Source organism: Thiomonas sp. X19 (assembly GCF_900089495.1).
In the GTDB taxonomy this organism is placed as follows: domain Bacteria; phylum Pseudomonadota; class Gammaproteobacteria; order Burkholderiales; family Burkholderiaceae_C; genus Thiomonas_A.
This window is the reverse complement of record NZ_LT605203.1, coordinates 566195-583296: the sequence shown is the minus strand read 5'-3', so window position 1 is coordinate 583296 and position 17102 is coordinate 566195. Positions and strand designations below refer to the sequence as shown.

The 17102-nt window shown below is 66.9% G+C and carries 11 protein-coding genes; 7 read left to right on the top strand and 4 right to left on the bottom strand.

The window, feature by feature from the left end:
- Positions 1-330: 330 nt before the first annotated feature.
- The gene (locus THIX_RS02790) at positions 331-1350 is read right to left on the bottom strand and encodes an IS110-like element ISCARN36 family transposase (protein ID WP_112484762.1); all 1020 of its coding nucleotides are present in this window, start codon (positions 1348-1350) and stop codon (positions 331-333) included.
- A 158-nt stretch (positions 1351-1508) separates the two neighbouring features.
- On the opposite strand from THIX_RS02790, the gene THIX_RS02785 reads away from it, so the two are divergent.
- Both THIX_RS02785 and THIX_RS02780 read left to right on the top strand, forming a co-directional pair.
- On the top strand, positions 1509-2870 hold the full coding sequence (locus THIX_RS02785; RefSeq protein WP_086558171.1) for an IS1380-like element ISCARN34 family transposase: 1362 nt from the start codon (positions 1509-1511) through the stop codon (positions 2868-2870).
- A gap of 241 nt (positions 2871-3111) precedes the next feature.
- A complete protein-coding gene (locus tag THIX_RS02780; protein WP_112484760.1) occupies positions 3112-3312 on the top strand; it encodes a hypothetical protein in 201 nt (66 codons plus the stop codon).
- 169 nt (positions 3313-3481) lie between these two features.
- Here THIX_RS02780 and THIX_RS02775 read toward each other — a convergent pair whose 3' ends face one another.
- Together THIX_RS02775 and THIX_RS02770 are read right to left on the bottom strand one after the other, a co-directional pair.
- A complete protein-coding gene (locus tag THIX_RS02775; RefSeq protein WP_112484759.1) occupies positions 3482-4300 on the bottom strand; it encodes a carbon-nitrogen hydrolase family protein in 819 nt (272 codons plus the stop codon).
- 57 nt (positions 4301-4357) lie between these two features.
- Complete coding sequence (locus THIX_RS02770) at positions 4358-8557, bottom strand: YhdP family protein (RefSeq protein ID WP_112484758.1); 4200 nt, start codon at positions 8555-8557, stop codon at positions 4358-4360.
- Between the two features lie 258 nt (positions 8558-8815).
- Between THIX_RS02770 and glnE the strand changes: the two genes are divergently transcribed.
- The 3 genes from glnE to THIX_RS02755 are packed head-to-tail and all read left to right on the top strand — an operon-like array spanning position 8816 to position 13388.
- Positions 8816-11590: a bifunctional [glutamate--ammonia ligase]-adenylyl-L-tyrosine phosphorylase/[glutamate--ammonia-ligase] adenylyltransferase gene (gene glnE / locus THIX_RS02765; RefSeq protein WP_112488094.1), complete on the top strand. Its 2775-nt coding sequence runs from the start codon at positions 8816-8818 to the stop codon at positions 11588-11590.
- A gap of 39 nt (positions 11591-11629) precedes the next feature.
- Positions 11630-12580 (top strand): transaldolase family protein, encoded by a 951-nt coding sequence (locus THIX_RS02760; RefSeq protein WP_112484757.1) that lies wholly within the window; start codon positions 11630-11632, stop codon positions 12578-12580.
- 52 nt (positions 12581-12632) lie between these two features.
- The gene (locus THIX_RS02755) at positions 12633-13388 is read left to right on the top strand and encodes a 16S rRNA (uracil(1498)-N(3))-methyltransferase (RefSeq protein WP_112484755.1); all 756 of its coding nucleotides are present in this window, start codon (positions 12633-12635) and stop codon (positions 13386-13388) included.
- Here the strand turns inward: THIX_RS02755 and THIX_RS02750 are convergent.
- Positions 13303-14400: a LysR family transcriptional regulator gene (locus tag THIX_RS02750; protein WP_112484752.1), complete on the bottom strand. Its 1098-nt coding sequence runs from the start codon at positions 14398-14400 to the stop codon at positions 13303-13305. The two genes, THIX_RS02755 and THIX_RS02750, sit on opposite strands and share 86 nt — an antisense overlap.
- A 575-nt stretch (positions 14401-14975) precedes the next feature.
- Here THIX_RS02750 and THIX_RS02745 point away from each other — a divergent pair.
- Positions 14976-16058 carry a class 1 fructose-bisphosphatase gene (locus tag THIX_RS02745; RefSeq protein ID WP_112484750.1) on the top strand — a complete coding sequence of 361 codons (1083 nt, stop codon included), beginning with the start codon at positions 14976-14978 and terminating at the stop codon, positions 16056-16058.
- Positions 16059-16192: 134 nt separating this feature from the next.
- Positions 16193-17068, top strand: coding sequence for a phosphoribulokinase (locus THIX_RS02740; RefSeq protein WP_112484749.1), 876 nt, complete (start codon positions 16193-16195; stop codon positions 17066-17068).
- Positions 17069-17102: the final 34 nt, after the last annotated feature.

Below are 17102 nucleotides of genomic sequence, written 5' to 3'. Positions count from 1 at the left end.
GGCATGGTGCCGCTGGCCCTGATGGAATTCGCGGATCGGTATCTCATCAATCCATCGGGCTTGAATGCTCGTTGAGTTCGCCAGATTTGACCAATCCCGGTCTGACCTATCTTGCCATCACTGCTTGATCGCCTGAAGCAATCGGTGGGGAAACTCCTCAAAGCGTTGGCGGAAACCTGTGCTGCGGGTGGCGTCAAGGGCGCTCGTCAGAGCTGCGCAGCAACCCCTTGACGCTGCACATGCATACGCTTGTGTAGGGAGGTGGACCACAGCCCGCTGGGGGCCACCTCCCTGCAGACCCCGCGCGACCATCGTGGTGCGCCATGCTGCTCATCCTTGCTGCGGTGTGGGCACGAAGCCAGCCTGATAACTGCGCTTGTGCGCCAGCAGCGCCCAGATCGTGCGCGCGTTCTTGTTAGCTAGCGCCACGGCGGCAACGTTGGCATGGCACCTGGCGAGCAACTTCTGCAGCCAACTCCCCACAGGAGCCTTACGCTGCCTGGCAAAAATCACCGAGCGCGCACCATGAATGAGCAGGGTGCGCAGGTAACTGTCGCCCCGCTTGCTCATGCCCAGCAGCACGTTCTTGCCGCCACTGGAATGCTGGCGGGGAACCAGGCCCAGCCAGGCAGCGAGTTGCCGCCCCGAGCTGAAGGCGCGGGCGTCACCGATGCTCGCCACCAGGGCGCTGGCGGTGATGGGGCCGATGCCGGGGATGGCCTGTAGCCTGCGGCAGTCGTCTTGCTCTTGCGCCCAGCGCTCGATCTGCGCCTCCAGGTCATGGACCTGGGCGTCCACCACCTTGAAGTGCTCCAGCAGCCTGCCGATGAGCTCGATGAACATCCCGGGCAGCTTCTGGCGCGCCTCATCCACCAGCAGCGGCACGCGCTGGCGAATGTGGGCGATTCCCTGCGGCAAAACCAGCCCGTACTCGGCCAGCAACCCGCGGATGCGATTGGCGTGTGCGGTGCGTTCTTCGACAAATCCCTGGCGCGCACGGTGCAAGGCCAGGATCGCCTGTTGCTCGGGCGTCTTCACCGGCACGAAACGCATGCTCGGGCGCGCCACGGCTTCGCCAATGGCTTGCGCATCGGCCGCGTCGTTCTTGTTGGTCTTCACATAGGGTTTGACGAACTGCGGCGCCATCAGCCGGACCTCATGCCCCAGCGCCCGCAACTGCCGCGCCCAGTGGTGGGCGCTGCCACAGGCTTCCATGCCGACCAGGCATGCCGGAAGGTTGGCGAAGTACGCCGTCACCTGATCGCGCCGAAGCTGCTTCTTCAGCACGGTCTTGCCCTGCGCATCCACACCGTGGACGACCAAGACGCTCTTTGCCAAATCCAGGCCAATCGTCGTAAGAGATCGTTAATAAATTAAGTGTGCACTTCTACCTGAATCCGTGAGCTCGGGCATGCGGAATTTTCATAAGTTGTTGATGCATAATGGTTTATTCGATAAAATGACCCCTTTGTCTTCTCACCCAGCGGGTGAACGTTCCGGGGTATGGCATGGGGTTTGGATTTCGCGTCAAGCAACTCGACTATGACCTGACGCCGGTGGCCGGTCTGGCCCTTGTCGGTCATCACCTCAAGCGCCTCGATCCTCTGTTCAAACGCCTGGATGCCCAGTGGCCTTGCCGCGGCGGACTGCCGCCCAGCACACTGATGCGCAGCTATGTTGGCTTGCTCGCGCAGAGCAAGAGCGACTTCGATGCCATCGAAGGCTTTCGAGGCGATCGTTTCTTCCAGGAGGCGCTGGGTCTGGTGGGTGTGCCGTCCTCGCCCACCCTGCGCCAGCGCCTGGATGCGCAGGCCGCCCTGTGGTTTGACTTCACCTCCCAGGCGATTGAAGCGCTGCTGCGCAAGAGCCAACCGGACTATGGTCTTTTGCCTTGCGGTCATGTGCCGCTGGACATCGACACCTTCGCGATGGACAACTCGGGCACAGCCAAGGATGGGGTGAGCCGCACCTACGCGGGGGTCGATGGCTACTGCCCGCTGGCGGCCTACCTGGGCACGCATGGGTTTTGCCTGGAGTTCGCCCTACGTCCGGGCGCGCAGCACTCGGCTTCGGAGACGACCTACAACCTCGAGACGGCCGTGCCCATGGCGCAGCGCCTGTCGACCGCAGGCCCCAAGGCGCCGATTCTCGTGCGCATGGATGCGGGGTTTTGCTCGGCCGCCTTGATGGCCGACATGCAGCGCTGCAACAGGCCAGGACTGCCCCGGGTCGATGTTCTGATCAAGTGGAATCCCCGCAAGACCGATCCTCTGGAGGTCTTGCGACGGCAGGAACTGGAAGGGGGTTTGTTGTGGCAGCATCCGCGCGCAGGCAAGCGCGTGGCGGTTTGGGAGGTGGCCGTGCAGGTCGAAGGCATCGCCCATCGCCTGCGCCGCATTGTGCGCATCACGGAGCGCACCGTCGATGCCCGTGGCCAGCAGTTTTTGGTCCCCGAGATCATCTTGGAGGGCTGGACGACAAGCTTGCCCAAGGCCATCAGCGCCGAGGCGATCATCGACCTGTACGCCGGGCACGCTACGCACGAGCAGTTCCATGCGGAATTCAAAACCGACATGGATCTGGAGCGACTGCCCTCGGGGAAGTTCGACACGAACGATCTTGTCTGCCAGCTTGCGGCCCTGACGATGAACGTGCTGCGCCTCATGGGGCAGCAAGGGCTGCTGGGGCCGCATGCACCGGTGCGCCATGCGGCCAGGCGACGGCGTCTGAAGACTGTGATCCAGGAACTTGTCATCCGCGCAGCACGCGTGATCAACCATGGCGGGCGGCTGTGGTTGGGACTGGGCGCCAACGACAAGGCAGCCCGTGCCTTTTGCGATCTGCATGCGCAGTTCGCCGCCAGCGGCTGAAGACGCAGTCCAAGCTTTCCCAGCACCCCAAGACGCTGGCCACAAGGGCTCAGCGGGGGAACGGCTGCGCGCAACCCACCCGAAATGACCGATCAAGGGGGCCGATCGTTCGCGCACAGCCCCACAGCCCCCTTCGACACGGCGCTCGAACCGTGAACCTGCGGGAAATCGGGAAAATCGGGCCGTCACAATCAGCTTTCAAGTCGATGGATTATCGGAAGTCACGGATTCAGGTTATTGGATGCGCGCGCACAACGCCCGCAGGGATGCGATGGCTGCAGGCTGGGCGGCACAGAACAACTATGAGATCCTCGAGGCCAAGTCGGGCTGGTTTCCTCCACTTGGTCTGATGTGGTCGACCAGCAAGTACCAAGTCGTTGTCCGTGTCCTCATCTACGACCGCGCGGCACACACGATTCGCGACGGATGGCTGATATTTTGAAGCTATTGGTTTGTTCTCCTCGATGCGGAGGCCATTGCCATCCGCTGGGAGGCAACATCATGACCGTTGCCGAGACCGATGACATCGAGCATCGCAAGCGCCGCAAATGAAGGACTTGGCGCTCTCGAAATCAGTGCTCGAAACCCACCTCGGTGCGTAGACTGCCGCCTCAGTTGATGAGCCGGTGCCGCAGTGCGGGCAGGCTGGTGCGGACTTCGGCAATCCTCGTGGTGTCGACGGCGGCCACCACGACGCCCTCGCCCTCGGCCTGCATCGCCAGCACGTCGCCCCAGGGGTCGACGATCATGCTGTGGCCCCAGGTGCGGCGGCCGTTTTCATGGCGCCCGCCCTGGGCGCTGGCCACGACATAGGCCAGGTTTTCGATGGCGCGGGCGCGCAGCAGCACCTCCCAGTGCTTTTCGCCGGTGGTGTGGGTGAACGCGGAGGGGACGAGGAAGACGTCGCAATGACGAACGGCCCCCACGGGCGCTGAAAGCTGGCGGTACAGCTCCGGGAAGCGCAGGTCGTAGCAGATGGACAGGCCCACGCGCAAGCCGTCGCAGTCGAAGGCGACGGGTTCGCTGCCGGGGGCGATGCTGTCGGCTTCGGCGTAGCGCTCGGCGCCGCGCTCGAAGGCGAACAGGTGCATCTTGTCGTAGCGCGCCACTTGCTGGCCCTGGGGGTTGAACACCAGGGTGGTGTTGAGCACGCGCCCTGGATCGGGGCAGGCCAGGGGCATGGAGCCGCCGGCCAGCCACAGGCCGTGGCGCCGCGCGGCGTCTTGCAAAAAGTGCTGGATGGGGCCGTTGCCGGGCTGCTCGCGCAGCCGCACCTTGTCGCCCTCGGCGGCGCCCATGAGGCAGAAGTATTCGGGCAGCACGGCGAGTTGCGCGCCGCGCCGCGCGGCTTCTTCGAGCAGGGCGTCGGCGCGCTGGAGGTTGGTGTCGACCCGGGTGGACGAGACCATCTGGATGGAGGCGATCTGCATGGCTTGTTCCTCGTTCGAAGCTGCGTTTGGACTGCGTTCTGAACTGCGTTTGCGGCGTCAGGGTGATGCTGCGCGCGCCGCCGCGCTGGCGGCTGCGGCCGGGGTGCTTGCTGCGGCGGGTTTGTCCTTGTCGCCATCGACCTCGCGCACATCGGGCTTGGCCCAGGTGCCGGTGACGCGGTAGCCGTAGGTGAAGGCTTTCATCAGCGGCTTGCGCGCAATCAGCTGGGCGATGAAGGTGCCCAGGCCGATGGCGGGGTTGATCAAAGCATAGGCCAGCGAGGCCGAGCCGGCGTTGATCTCGGGTACGACGATCACATACAGGTCCTGGGTTTCCTGCGCGAGGTTGGCGCTGCCGTCGATGAACACGGTGGCGGCCACGCCGCTCATCTTGAAGTCGTGGGTGGTGGCGATGCCGTCCTGCACCTGCACGTCGGTGCCAACCTTGTCGAAGACGAAGCCGGACTCGAACAAGTCGCTGAAGTTGAACAGCAGCCGGCGCGGCAGGCTTTGCAGGCTGAGCACGCCCAACAGCTTGGCGATGCCGGGGTCGGCCTTGAGGAACTGGCCCTTGCCAAGGTCGAGGCTGAACTGGCCCGACAAGGTTGGGTAGTCGGGCGACAGGGGCGACCCGATCCACGTCACCGTGCCCTGCATCGTGCCCTTGCCGCCCTTGAGCAGGCCGGGCTTGCCCAGCCGCGCCAGCAGCGAGCCGGCGTCCTGAATGGCGAGCTTGAAGCCGATGGAGGTGCGCCGCGGCGCCAGGTTGCCCGCCGCAGCCGCCGTTGCGGTCGCCGCTCCGGTCGCGGCCCAGTCACCAACGCCGGTGAGGGTGGCGTCGGGCGAGTCGAGCGCGAAGTGGTCGAGGCGCCATTCCTTCACGCCGCCCTGGTCGCGGTTGGTGGCCTGCACTTCCAGCCGGCTGAAGGCGTGGCCGTGGAGGTCGACGTTGTCGGCCACCACATTCAGCGCCGGCATGTTGCGCGGCTGCCGCTCCAGCATGCGTTCGACATCCGGATCGACACTCTTCGGCAGACTCAAATGCGTGAGGCGGGCGGTGATGCTGCCGGGCGCGTCGCCCTGGCCCATCTGCCAGGCCACCGCGCCCGCCATCTGTCGGCTGGCGAGATTGGCCTGCCACAGCGAGCCGCTGCGCGTGGCGCCCAGCACCACGTTGTCGAACACGCGGCCCGACACGGTGAGGCGGCCCACTCGCAGGGCCAGGGTTTGCGGCAAGTAGCCCGACACATCGGTGCCCGAAACCTGGCCGCCGAAAGCAGCTTGCGCACTGCCCGAGGCGGAGAGAGCCCGCTGCCAGGCATCCACATCCAGCAGTGGCAGCACCACGCTGGCCTGCACCCCGCTGGCTGGCTGCGCCAGTTCAGCCTGGGGACCGAGGGCGATGCCGCCGCTTTGCAGCACCGCGCCCTGTGGCGTGATGTTGCGCACGAAACGCGCGCGCAAATCGCCGCCGAGGTCGATGCGCCAGAGGCTCTGCACCGTGTCCGTCGCGGCGGCGGCCGTGTCGATGCTCTGGCTGAAATGGAGGGTGTCGGTCGCGTCGGCCGGCTTGCCCAGCGGTGGCGGCAGGTCGATGGCCATGCCCACCAGGCTGCTCTGCAACTGCACCTGCGGCTGCAAACCCTGCGGGGTGTGCGCCATATGGATCTGGGCGGTGTAGCGCGCCTGCCCCTGCAGGTGGTGCAGCAGGTCGGACCATTGCGCCAGCCGTGGCGCGGCCTGCAAGGCCTGCGAGGTGGTGGTTCCGTTGGCGACGAGGGCCAGCGCCTGGCCACCGCCCTGGCCACCGCTCAACTGCAGCGGACCACCGAGAAAGTTCTGCGCGGTGAGCTGCAGCTTGAAGCCGCTGTCGGTGAAGTTCACCTGTCCACGCACGCCATCGAACGACGGCAGGCTGGGCAGGTAATCCACCTGGTCGCCCTGCAGCTGGAGCTGGCCGCTCACGCTGGACTGTTTCATGTCGTGGAAGGGCAATTGCAGCGCCAGATCGAGCTGCACGGGGCCGCTGGCCTGCACCCGGCTGAGCGCATGGCCGAGCATGGCGTCGAGCGGGCTTTCGCGCACATAGCGCAGCGCGTCCGCGGCCTGGGCCTGGGCCTGGCCGCTGGCGCTGAGCACCGGCTTGGCAAAGTCGGGCAGGCTCAGGTTCACCTGCTTCAGGCTGGCGCCATAGACCCGGGCCGAAGCGCCCTTGGCCTGCAGGCTGTGGCCGGTGAATTCCAGCAGGCCGTTGATGTGGCTGAACACGGGCCATTGGGCGTTGGCGCGCACGTTGTCGGCCCGCGCCTGCTCGCCCTTGGGCAGGATGTGGAGTGGCGCGGCGTTGAACACGCCGTTGTCGATGCGCGCCTTGACGCTGAAGCTGCCGGGGCTGCCCGGCTTGTTGAAGGGAAAGTCGGCCAGCGGGCCGTGCACGACGAAGCGCACGTCACGCGAACTGCCGCCGGCGATGGCCGTGCGCAGAAAATCGCGCGTCGCCTCGGGAATGCCCAGCGGCAGGTAAGTGGGCACGGCACGGGCGTCGGCGCGGGTCAGTTGCGCGTTCAGGTCGAGCAGGCCGGGGCCATGCGCCTGGGTGGCGTAGCGAAAGCTGGCGCTGCCGGCGGCGTCCGGCGTTGCCAGTTGCAGGCGCGCGGTCTGCACGGTCCATTGCCCGTCGGGCTGGCGGCTCCAGCTCAGCCGGGTGGCGAGTTGCTGTACGCTGAAACGCGGCGCCTCGAAAACGGTGGGCAGGGCGATGCTGCCTCGCTGCAGGCGCAAATCGGCCTGGCCGCCGTTCTGGTCGGCCTGGACGCTGCCGCTCAAACCCTCCACGCCGGGCAAGCCGCGTGGCAGGCCACTGGTCCGGGCGGCAACGGCACCCGCGGTGGCACCCTCAGCGCCCCCCTCGGCGATGGGCTGGCCCCGCGCCGCGTCCGTTGCGGGCACCTGCCCCGGGCTGTTCCAACCCAGCCCGCTGAAGCTGGCTTGCAGCGTGTAGCTCGCCGGCAGCGCGCTTGCCGCGGCGCCAGGCTGGTCTTGCCAGTTGAGCTTGAGTCGATCGATGCGGCCGCGCGGCTGCAGTTGCTCCAGGCGCGCATGCCATGCGGCTGGCAATGGCAGGTGCTGCGCCACGGCGGACAGCGCCGCGAGTTCCAGCGCCCCGGTGCTGAGGCTGCCGCTGGCGCCCTCGCCGGGCGGATGCTGCAGCCGCAGGCTGGCGTTCACCGCGGGGAAGCGCTGGCCTTGCGCGGTGGTGAACCGCAGCCCGGTCACGCCGAGTTGCAGCCCGCCTGCCAACGGCTTGCCGCTGACGCGCCCGCGCACCTCCGCCAGCGCCAGCGTTGGCAGCGCCGGGTCGGGTTGGGCCTGGGCGTTGCGCAAAGCCACGTCGGCCGTGACCTGCCCCAGGTTGAATTGCTGGCCGACGTCGACCCAGGCGCGCAGCGCCCCGGTGCCGCCTTGCACCTGCAGCGGCAGCGGCAGGTAGCGCGCCAACTGGCCGAGATCGACGCGCGGCAAGTCGGCCCAGAGCGTGCCTTGCCAGCGCGCCAGGTCACCGGTGTGGCGCAGGAAAAAGGGCTGGCGGAAATCGGCCTTGACATCGAAAGGCGCTGCAAGCCCCGGCGGCGGCGTGGCCGTGAGCGCGGCACGGTGGTGCAGCAGGCCGTTGTTCAGTTCCAGGTTGACGTCACGCAGCAACAGGGGCGGGGCGCCGCGCGCCTGATCCGTCCAGGTGATCTGGCTGTGCTGGATCAGGATCTGGTCCTGCTTGAACAACCAGTCGGCGAAGCGCTGGCCAGCGCCGCTGCCCGAGGCGTTCAGGCTGAAGCGGATGCCGCCGACGTCGAGATGGCTCGCGTCCGGCCGGGTGATGCTGAGTTGCGCGCCGCGAATGACCAGCTGATCAAAACTCAGCTGCAGCCGCGGCAGGCTTTTCCACGAGGGCAGCGCCTCCACCGAGGCGAACTGCAAGGCGGGCCGGCCTTGGGGATCGTCGATCACCAGATTGCGCAGCGACAGCGTCGGCAGCAGCCCGGTCCACTGGCTTTGCACCGCGCCGATATGCACCGGCAGGCCGAGCGCGCGGCTGCTGGCCTGTTCCATCCACGGGATGAACTCCTGCGCATTGGGCAGCACCGCGTAGCGCAGGGTCAGCAGCCCGACGGCCAGCAGCAGATAGCTGATGACCACCAGGGCAATGGCGGCTTCCAGCAGGCGGGTGGCCAGTTTGAGGGAGATGTGCAGGGCGGACACGGGCCGTTCTCGATTCGGGTGGCGTCGCCATCGTGACGTGGATCGCGCACCACGATGGCCCATGGTAGTGAACGCGCCAGCCCAGGCTGCGCGCACTGGTTTGTCGCCGCGTTGTCACGTCGGGTTGATGTCGTGCGACATCCACGCAACATGGCTGCGCCGGCGCAAGACCCAACTGCAGCAATGGGCGCGCGGCTGCAATATGCTGCGGCCCATCAAGCAATTCGCTTGGCTTGGGCTCTGCGGTCCAACCCGTTCATGCAACTCGACGCGTTCTCCCGTTTTCACCGCCGCCACGCCACCCGCCTGGACGATGTGCTCGCCCTGTGGCCGGCCGGCTTGCCGAACCGCGCCGAGATCGACGCCGCCATTGGCGCCCTCCAGCCGCATCAACCCCTGGCCGCCACGCTGCGCCGCGTGCGCAACGCGCTGATGCTGCGGCTCATCGAACAGGACGTGCTTCACGACGCGCCGCTTGCGCAGGTGTGCCGCTGCATCAGCGACATGGCCGAAAGCGCCATCGCCCACGCCCTGCAGCACGCCAGCGCCGAACTCGAACCCCGCCACGGCACGCCGCGCACGCCCGAGGGCGCTGTGGCGCAGTGCCTGGTGGTGGGCATGGGCAAGCTGGGCGGGGCCGAACTCAATGTCTCGTCGGACATCGACCTGGTGTTCGTCTACGACCTCGCCGGCGAGTCCGACGGCCCGGTGCCGCTGTCGAATTTCGACTATTTCTCGCAACTCGTGCGCCGCGTCGTGCCGCTGCTGTCGGACCCGACGGCCGACGGCTTCGTCTTCCGCGTCGACACCCGCCTGCGGCCCAATGGCGACAGCGGCCCGCCGGTGGTCAGCCTGGCCATGCTGGAAGAGTATTTTCAGGTGCAGGGGCGCGAGTGGGAACGCTTCGCCTGGCTCAAGAGCCGCGTGGTCTCGCCGGTTGCGAGCAGCCAGGCGCAAGTGGCCTCGCAAGCGCTCGAAGCCGTGGTCGAGCCCTTCGTGTGGCGCCGCTACCTGGACTTCGCCATGCTCGAAGCCCTGCGCAGCCTGCACCGGCAGATTCGCGTCGAGGCCACCAAACGCGCCGCCGCGCGCCCCGACAAGGCCAACGACGTCAAGCTGGGGCGCGGCGGCATCCGCGAAATCGAATTCATCGTGCAACTGCTGCAGGTGGTGCGCGGCGGCCGATTGCCACAGATACGCTGCCGCAACACCCTGCAGGCGCTGCCACTGCTGGTGGAGGCCGGGCTGCTGCCGGCGGACACCGGCGTGCGTCTTGCCGAGAGCTACACTTTCCTGCGCCGGCTGGAGCATCGCATCCAGTACCTGGACGACGCCCAGACCCACAGCCTGCCGACCGACGACACCGACCTCGACCACCTCGCCCAGGCCATGGGTCCGGCCTTGCTGGCCGCTCATCCCCAGGTCAAACGCCCGACCTGCGGACTGCTGCGCGAACTCGACGCGGTGCGCGAATTCGTCGCCGGCGAGTTCGACGCCCTGCTGCATGCCGGGCCGCGTTGCGTCGGCTGCAAGAAACCGGCCGACTCGCTCGATGCGCTGCGCCACAGCCTGGCCAAATCGGGCATTGCCGGCGAGGCCAGCCACGCGCGGCTGAAGGCGCTGGAGCACTCGCCGCGCTACACGGCGCTGACCGAGGCCGGGCGTGGGCGCATGCTGCGCGTGATCGAGCGCGGCATCGCCATCGCCGCCAGCAGCCGCGACCCCGACCTGACGCTGGCGCGCCTGCTCGACGTGTTGGAGGCCATCGGCCGGCGCGAAACCTATCTCGCCTTCTTCGCCGAGCAGCCGCAGGCGCTGACCCGCCTCATCGGCGCGCTCGACGCCTCGAGCTGGGCGGCCGACTACATCAAGCGCAACCCCATGGTGGTGGACGAACTGCTCGACGCGCCGCGCGAGCGCTTCAAGATGGAAGACTGCATCGCCTACTGCGAGCAGCAACGCACCCGCTTGCTCAAGCGCACCGCCTGGGATGCGGGCGAAGGCCTGGACATCATCCGCCGCGGCTTTCACACCGAGCTGTTCCGCACCCTGGTGCGCGATCTCTCCGGTCAGCTCACGGTCGAGCAGGTGGCCGACGATCTCTCCGCCCTGGCCGATGCGAGCATCAACCAGGCCATCCGCTGGTGCTGGAACGAACTGCCCCAGCGCCACCGCGAGCAGCCCGCTTTCGCCGTCATCGCCTACGGCAAGCTCGGCAGCAAGGAGCTGGGCTACGGCAGCGACCTCGACCTCGTGTTCCTGTTCGACGACCCCCACCCCGACGCGCCCGAACGCTACGGCGCCTTCGCCCGCAAGCTGGTGTGGTGGCTCACCGCCACGACCGCGGCCGGTCACCTGTTCGAGATCGACACCCGGCTGCGCCCCAACGGCAACGCCGGCCTGCTGGTGACCACGCTCGACGCCTTTGCCGCGTACCAGCTCGGCCGCGGCAGCAACACCGCCTGGACCTGGGAACATCAAGCCCTGACGCGAGCACGCTGTTGCGCCGGCGATGCCGGCATCGGCGCGCGTTTCGAGGCCATTCGCGAGCAGGTGCTGCGCATGCCGCGCGACGCCGCGGCGCTGCGCCATGAAATCATCGCCATGCGCCGCAAGGTGGCCGATGGCCACCCCAACCGCACGGCGCTGTTCGACCTGAAGCACGACGAAGGCGGCATGGTCGATGTGGAGTTCGCCGTGCAGGCGCTGGTGCTGGAACACGCCCCGGCACATGCCGAACTCGTGGCCGACGTCGGCAATATCGCCCTGCTGCAACGGGCCGAGGCGCTGGGCTTGCTGCCCGCGGGCGTGGGCCGGGCCGCGGCGGACGCCTACCGCCAGTTGCGCAAATTGCAGCATCAGGCGCGCCTGAGCGGCGCCCTGCATGCGGCTCATGTGCTGCCCGAAGTCGTGGGCCACGAACGCGCTGCGGTGCGCGCGCTCACGGCAGCGGTGTTCGGCGCGACACCTTCAGCCGAACAGCTGTCCGAACAGCAGTCACGGCACCTTGCCGCGCCGACGCTGCGGGCGTGAGCGAAAGTGCCAAAACGACCGCTTTGCTACGATGCGGCGATGAACAGCCTGACCGAGCTTCGCCGCCACAGCGCCATCGTCGCCGACACTGCCGAGTACCTGCAACTGCCCCGGCTGCAGCCGCAGGATGCCACCACCAACCCCAGCCTGGTGCTGCGCGCCGTGCGTCTGGCGGACTATGCGCACGTGCTGCAATCCCCCGAGGTTGGTGACGCCGCGCGTCATGACCCCGACTTGGCGATGGACCGCCTGCTGGTGCGCTTCGGCTGCGAGATCCTGCAACGCGTTCCCGGGCGCGTCTCCACCGAGATCGACGCCAGGCTGTCGCACGACACCCAGGCCACAGCGGCGCGCGCGCGCCGCATCATCGCGCTCTACGCCGCAAGCGGCGTGGCCCACGAGCGCGTGCTGATCAAAATCGCCACCACCTGGGAAGGCATCGAGGCGGCGCGGCTTCTGGCGGCCGAGGGCATCGCCTGCAACATGACCCTGCTGTTTTCCTTCGCCCAGGCACGCGCCTGTGCCGCCGCAGGGGTGGATCTCATTTCGCCCTTCGTCGGCCGCATCACCGACTGGTATCGCCAGCAGGCCGGCACCGCCTGGAACGCCGGGGCCATGCGCGGGCCGAACGACCCGGGGGTGCAGGCGCTGCTGCGCATCTGGCGTTTCTACAAGGCGCGCGGCATCGCCACGGAGGTGATGGGCGCGAGCTTTCGCGAACCCGCGCAGATCGCCGCCATCGCCGGCTGCGATCTGCTCACCGTGTCGCCGGCCCTGCTGGACGCGCTGGCGCAATCCACCGAGCCCATGCCGCGGCAACTCGATCCGCAGAACGCCGGCACCCCGGAGGACGACGCACCGCTGCCGCTGACGCGAGCGCAGTTCGACGCCGCACTCGGCGCCGACCCGATGAGCAAAGCCAAGCTCGCCGAAGGCATCGCGCAGTTCAGCGCCGATACCGTGGCGCTGCTGGACTCGCTGCGGGCCTGAGCCTGGCGCGCACGGCCTGCGCGCACCCCGCGAACCCCTTCCTTCCACCCGCATGGCCCGCCTGCATCTGCCCGGGCCGCTGTCGGCGGGCCTGCTCGATTTGCCACGCGACATCGTCCGCCATGTGCAGGCGCTGCGCCTGCGCGTCGGCGACGATCTCACCTTGTTCGACGGCCGCGGTGGCGAGTGGCAAGGCCACCTGGTCAGCCCGCCGCCAGCGGCGCGCGTCGAACTCCTGCGCCATGTCGCGGTGGAGCGTGAACTGCCCTGGGCGGTGACCCTGGCCGTGGGCATGCCGGCCAACGAACGCATGGACTGGTTGGTGGAAAAAGCCACCGAACTCGGCGCTGCGCAGGTGCAGCCGCTCATGACCGTGCGGTCGGTACTGCGGCTGGACGGCGAGCGCGCCGCGCGCCGCGCCGCGCACTGGCAAGCAGTGGCGCAAGCAGCGTGCGAACAATGCGGCCGCAACCGCCTGCCGCAGATCGCCATGCCCACACGCCTCGACACCTGGTTGGCCAGCCTGCCGCCGGCAACACTCAGCGGCTCTGGCGCGGCGGGGCGCTGCATGTTGGCGGCCCCCGGCGAAGGCCAGGCGCTGCCCTTCGCCGCCTGGGCCGCAGGGTTGGCCAGCAGCCAAAACCTGCTGGCGCTGAGTGGCCCCGAAGGCGGACTGAGCGCGGATGAGATCGCCCTGGCGCAACGCGCGGGTTTTGTCGCCGTCAGCCTCGGGCCGCGGGTTTTGCGCGCCGAAACGGCACCGCTGGCGCTGCTGGCGGCACTGGCCGCGCAAGTTCCGCCGCACTGACGGGTGGCGGCGCGCCGACCGGCTCCGCGGCAGCCGGCGACACCCTCCCGGGCAAAGCCAGATCAGCATGCGCTGCCTGCGATCCCAGCGGCTGCATGCTGCCGAACTCCCGCGCGAGATAAGCCTCGCCATGCTCCAGCACGAAATAGCGAAAGGCTTCGGCCGAAGGCGAGAGCATCTTGCTTGAGGTATTGACCACATGCCAGCGCCGCACCAGCGGCAAGCCCTCCAGGTCGGGCACGCCGATCATGCCGGCGCGCAATTCCATGCCAATGCTGTGCAGCGACAGGAAGCTGATGCCCATGCCCGACATCACCGCCTGCTTGATGGTCTCGTTACTCGCCAGTTCCATCTCCGTGCGAACCTCCACCCGGTATTCGCGCAAGTATTCCTCCATCGCGGTGCGCGTGCCCGAGCCGCTCTCGCGAATGATGAAGCCATAGTTGGACAGCGCGCTGGCCGGGCTCTGCTCGCCGAACATCAGCGGATGATCCGGCGCGCAGACGATGCCCAGCGGGTGCGCCGCGAACGGCTCGGACCGGGTTGCGATTTCGCGCGGCGGCCGGCCCATGATGGCCAGGTCCAGGTCATTGCGCTGCATCTGCGCCACCAGCTGCTCGCGATTGCCCACCACCAGCCGCGCCTCGATATGCGGATGCTCCTCGCGGAACAGCTTGAGCAGGCGCGGCACGAAATACTTCGCCGTGCTCACCATGCCGATGGTCAGCCGCCCCGACTCCAGGCCGCGGAACCGGGCCAGCGCGTCCTCCGCGTCCTTGAGGGTTGACAGCATGCGCCGCGCGTACACCAGCAGGTATTCTCCAGTCATGGTGAGACTGACGGATTTGCCGCTGCGCTCGAACAGCGGCAAGCCCACTTGCAGTTCCAGATCGCGGATCTGCATGGAAATGGCCGGTGGCGTCAGATGCAGGTCTTTCGCCGCCTTGCCGAAATTGAGGTGGCGGGCCGCGGCCACAAACACGCGCAACTGGCGCAGGGTGATGTTCTTCATCAGAAATCCTGAACTGAGAATCAAGAAATCGTGAATTTACCTTAAGTCACTGTGGGCTTATATTTGTCGACACGGCTGTTGCACCCAAAACAGCGGCAATCCCAAGGCATGCCGGGCAGCGCTCAAAACACGAAGCTGCGCCCGAACCGTTGTGAACGGGCTCAAAGGGCGACCGATGAGCTTTTACCGCAGTCGCAGTGTTCTGTTCATGCGAGTCTCCGTTAATTCTGGCTGCGGGCTTTTTCAAGGGCCCTGAATCCCCAACCGCCTCACGAGGTGACGGGGTGACGGTTCAGGGCCTTTGAAAAAGCAGTTCGGAGCCGACCGCAATCAGCGGCGTCAGCCATCAAGCTCTCGCCGGATCGCCGGGCGCAGAACTGGAGCCCGACAAGACAGTACCCAACAACCGGCGCAACGATCCAACCAGGACGATTGCTCCGGCCCAGGCCGCGAACCATGCCCTGCAACTGGCCATGCCAGATCGGGCTTGCCTTGCAGCCTCACGGATCTGCGGGAAACCGCGGAGTCGAACCACGACGGGCCCTGCCACCCCGATACGAACCTGGAGCCACATCATGCAGCAAGGCCGCACCACCATTTCCAAATTCCTCATCGAGCAGCTCCGCGGCGCGGAAGACCAGGCCGACCTGGCCGCCTTGCTGATCGACGTCACCGCCGCGGTCAAGGCCATCGCCTCGATGACGGCCAAGGGGGCGCTGGGCGGCTTCCTCGGCTCGCTGGACAGCGAGAACGTGCAGGGCGAAGTGCAGAAGAAACTCGACGTGCTGTCGAACGACGCCATGATCCAGTCCTGCGAATGGGGCGGCCTGGTGGCCGGCATGGCCTCCGAGGAAATGGACGACCCCTACACCCTGCCCAAGGAGTTCGAACGCGGCCCCTATATGCTGGTGTTCGACCCGCTGGACGGCTCCTCGAACATCGACGTCAACGTCTCGGTCGGCACGATTTTCTCGGTGCTGCGCCACACCAGGATCGGCGATCCCACCGTGGCCGATTACCTCCGCCCCGGGGTGGAGCAGGTGGCCGCCGGCTACGCCATCTACGGCCCCTCGACCATGATGGTCATCACCGTGGGCAAGGGTACGCACGGCTTCACCCTCGACCGCGAAATCGGCAATTTCGTCCTCACCCATCCCGACCTCAGGATTCCCGAGGACACCAACGAATACGCCATCAACAGCAGCAACGAGCGTTTCTGGGAACCGCCGGTGCAGCGCTATGTGGCCGAATGCAAGGCCGGCAAGACCGGCGACCGCGGCCGCGACTTCAACACCCGCTGGATTGCCTCGATGGTGGCCGATGTGCACCGCATCCTGATGCGCGGCGGCATTTTCATGTACCCCAAGGACGCGAAAGACCCGAGCAAACCCGGGCGCCTGCGCCTGATGTACGAAGCCAACCCCATCGGCTTCATCATCGAGCAGGCTGGCGGCGCCGCGTCCACCGGGCGCGAACGCATTCTCGAAGTGCAACCCAGCGCGTTGCACCAGCGCGTGCCGGTGATGCTGGGCTCGAAGAACGAGATCGAGCGCCTGGAGCGCTATCACCGCGAATACGATTGCGGTGCTGACAAGCCCTTTGCTTCGCCGCTATTCAAGGATCGCTCGCTGTACAGCAGCGACGATGTGCGGGTCTGATGCGGCATACCCCATCCGGCCCCGACGTCCCAGACCGCCCCACACCGCAGTCAACCACATCCCACCTGCGCAAACTCCGGTCTGCGCAGGCTGCCCTCCGGCTTTCCTGATTCTCTTCTCCGCACCTTCACGCCATGTCAGCCAAACACCCCATCATTGCCATCACGGGCTCGTCGGGAGCCGGCACCACCACGGTGATGCGCAGTTTCCAGCACATTTTCCGCCGCGAAAAGCTCACGGCGCAAATCGTCGAGGGCGATTCCTTCCACAAGTTCAACCGGATGGCCATGCGCGAGGAAATGAAAAAACAGGAAGCCGACGGCAACCTCAATTTCAGCCACTTCGGGCCCGACGCCAATCTGCTCGGCGAGCTGGAAGGCTTGTTCAAGACCTATGGCGCAACGGGCGGCGGCAAGGTGCGAAAATATATCCACGATGCGGTCGAGGCCACCGAGTTCGGGGTCGAGCCGGGTAACTTCACCGATTGGAAAGACATCGCTCAAGGCTCCGACCTGATGTTCTACGAAGGCTTGCATGGCGGCTATGCCGACGGCACCATCGACGTGGCCAAGCAGGTCGATCTGCTGGTGGGCGTGGTGCCCATCATCAACCTGGAATGGGTGCAAAAACTGCACCGCGACCAGGTTCAGCGCGGCTATTCGCAAGAGGCGGTGATGGACACCATCCTGCGCCGCATGCCGGACTACATTTACCACATCACGCCGCAGTTCTCACGCACCCATGTGAACTTCCAGCGCGTGCCCACGGTGGACACCTCCAACCCTTTCATCGCCAAAGACATCCCGACCCTGGACGAGAGCATGGTGGTGATTCGCTTCGCCGATCCGCATGGCATCGACTTCCCCTACCTCATCTCCATGCTGCACGACTCCTGGATGACACGCCCCAACACCCTGGTGGTGCCGGGCGGCAAGATGGGCCTGGCGATGCAGCTGATTTTCACCCCCATGATCCTGCGCCTGATGGACATCAAGCGCCGCGCTGGCTGAAGCGCCAGCATGCCCAACGTCCCCTTCGCGAGAA

Bases quoted from the DNA above. Each gene is read 5' to 3' on its own strand.
- THIX_RS02755 (WP_112484755.1), top strand. From the start codon at position 12,633: ATGGCCCGCCTGCATCTGCCCGGGCCGCTGTCGGCGGGCCTGCTCGAT.
- THIX_RS02775 (WP_112484759.1), bottom strand. From the start codon at position 4,300: ATGCAGATCGCCTCCATCCAGATGGTCTCGTCCACCCGGGTCGACACC.
- THIX_RS02745 (WP_112484750.1), top strand. From the start codon at position 14,976: ATGCAGCAAGGCCGCACCACCATTTCCAAATTCCTCATCGAGCAGCTC.
- glnE (WP_112488094.1), top strand. From the start codon at position 8,816: ATGCAACTCGACGCGTTCTCCCGTTTTCACCGCCGCCACGCCACCCGC.
- THIX_RS02785 (WP_086558171.1), top strand. From the start codon at position 1,509: ATGGGGTTTGGATTTCGCGTCAAGCAACTCGACTATGACCTGACGCCG.
- THIX_RS02760 (WP_112484757.1), top strand. From the start codon at position 11,630: ATGAACAGCCTGACCGAGCTTCGCCGCCACAGCGCCATCGTCGCCGAC.
- THIX_RS02750 (WP_112484752.1), bottom strand. From the start codon at position 14,400: ATGAAGAACATCACCCTGCGCCAGTTGCGCGTGTTTGTGGCCGCGGCC.
- THIX_RS02740 (WP_112484749.1), top strand. From the start codon at position 16,193: ATGTCAGCCAAACACCCCATCATTGCCATCACGGGCTCGTCGGGAGCC.
- THIX_RS02780 (WP_112484760.1), top strand. From the start codon at position 3,112: ATGCGCGCGCACAACGCCCGCAGGGATGCGATGGCTGCAGGCTGGGCG.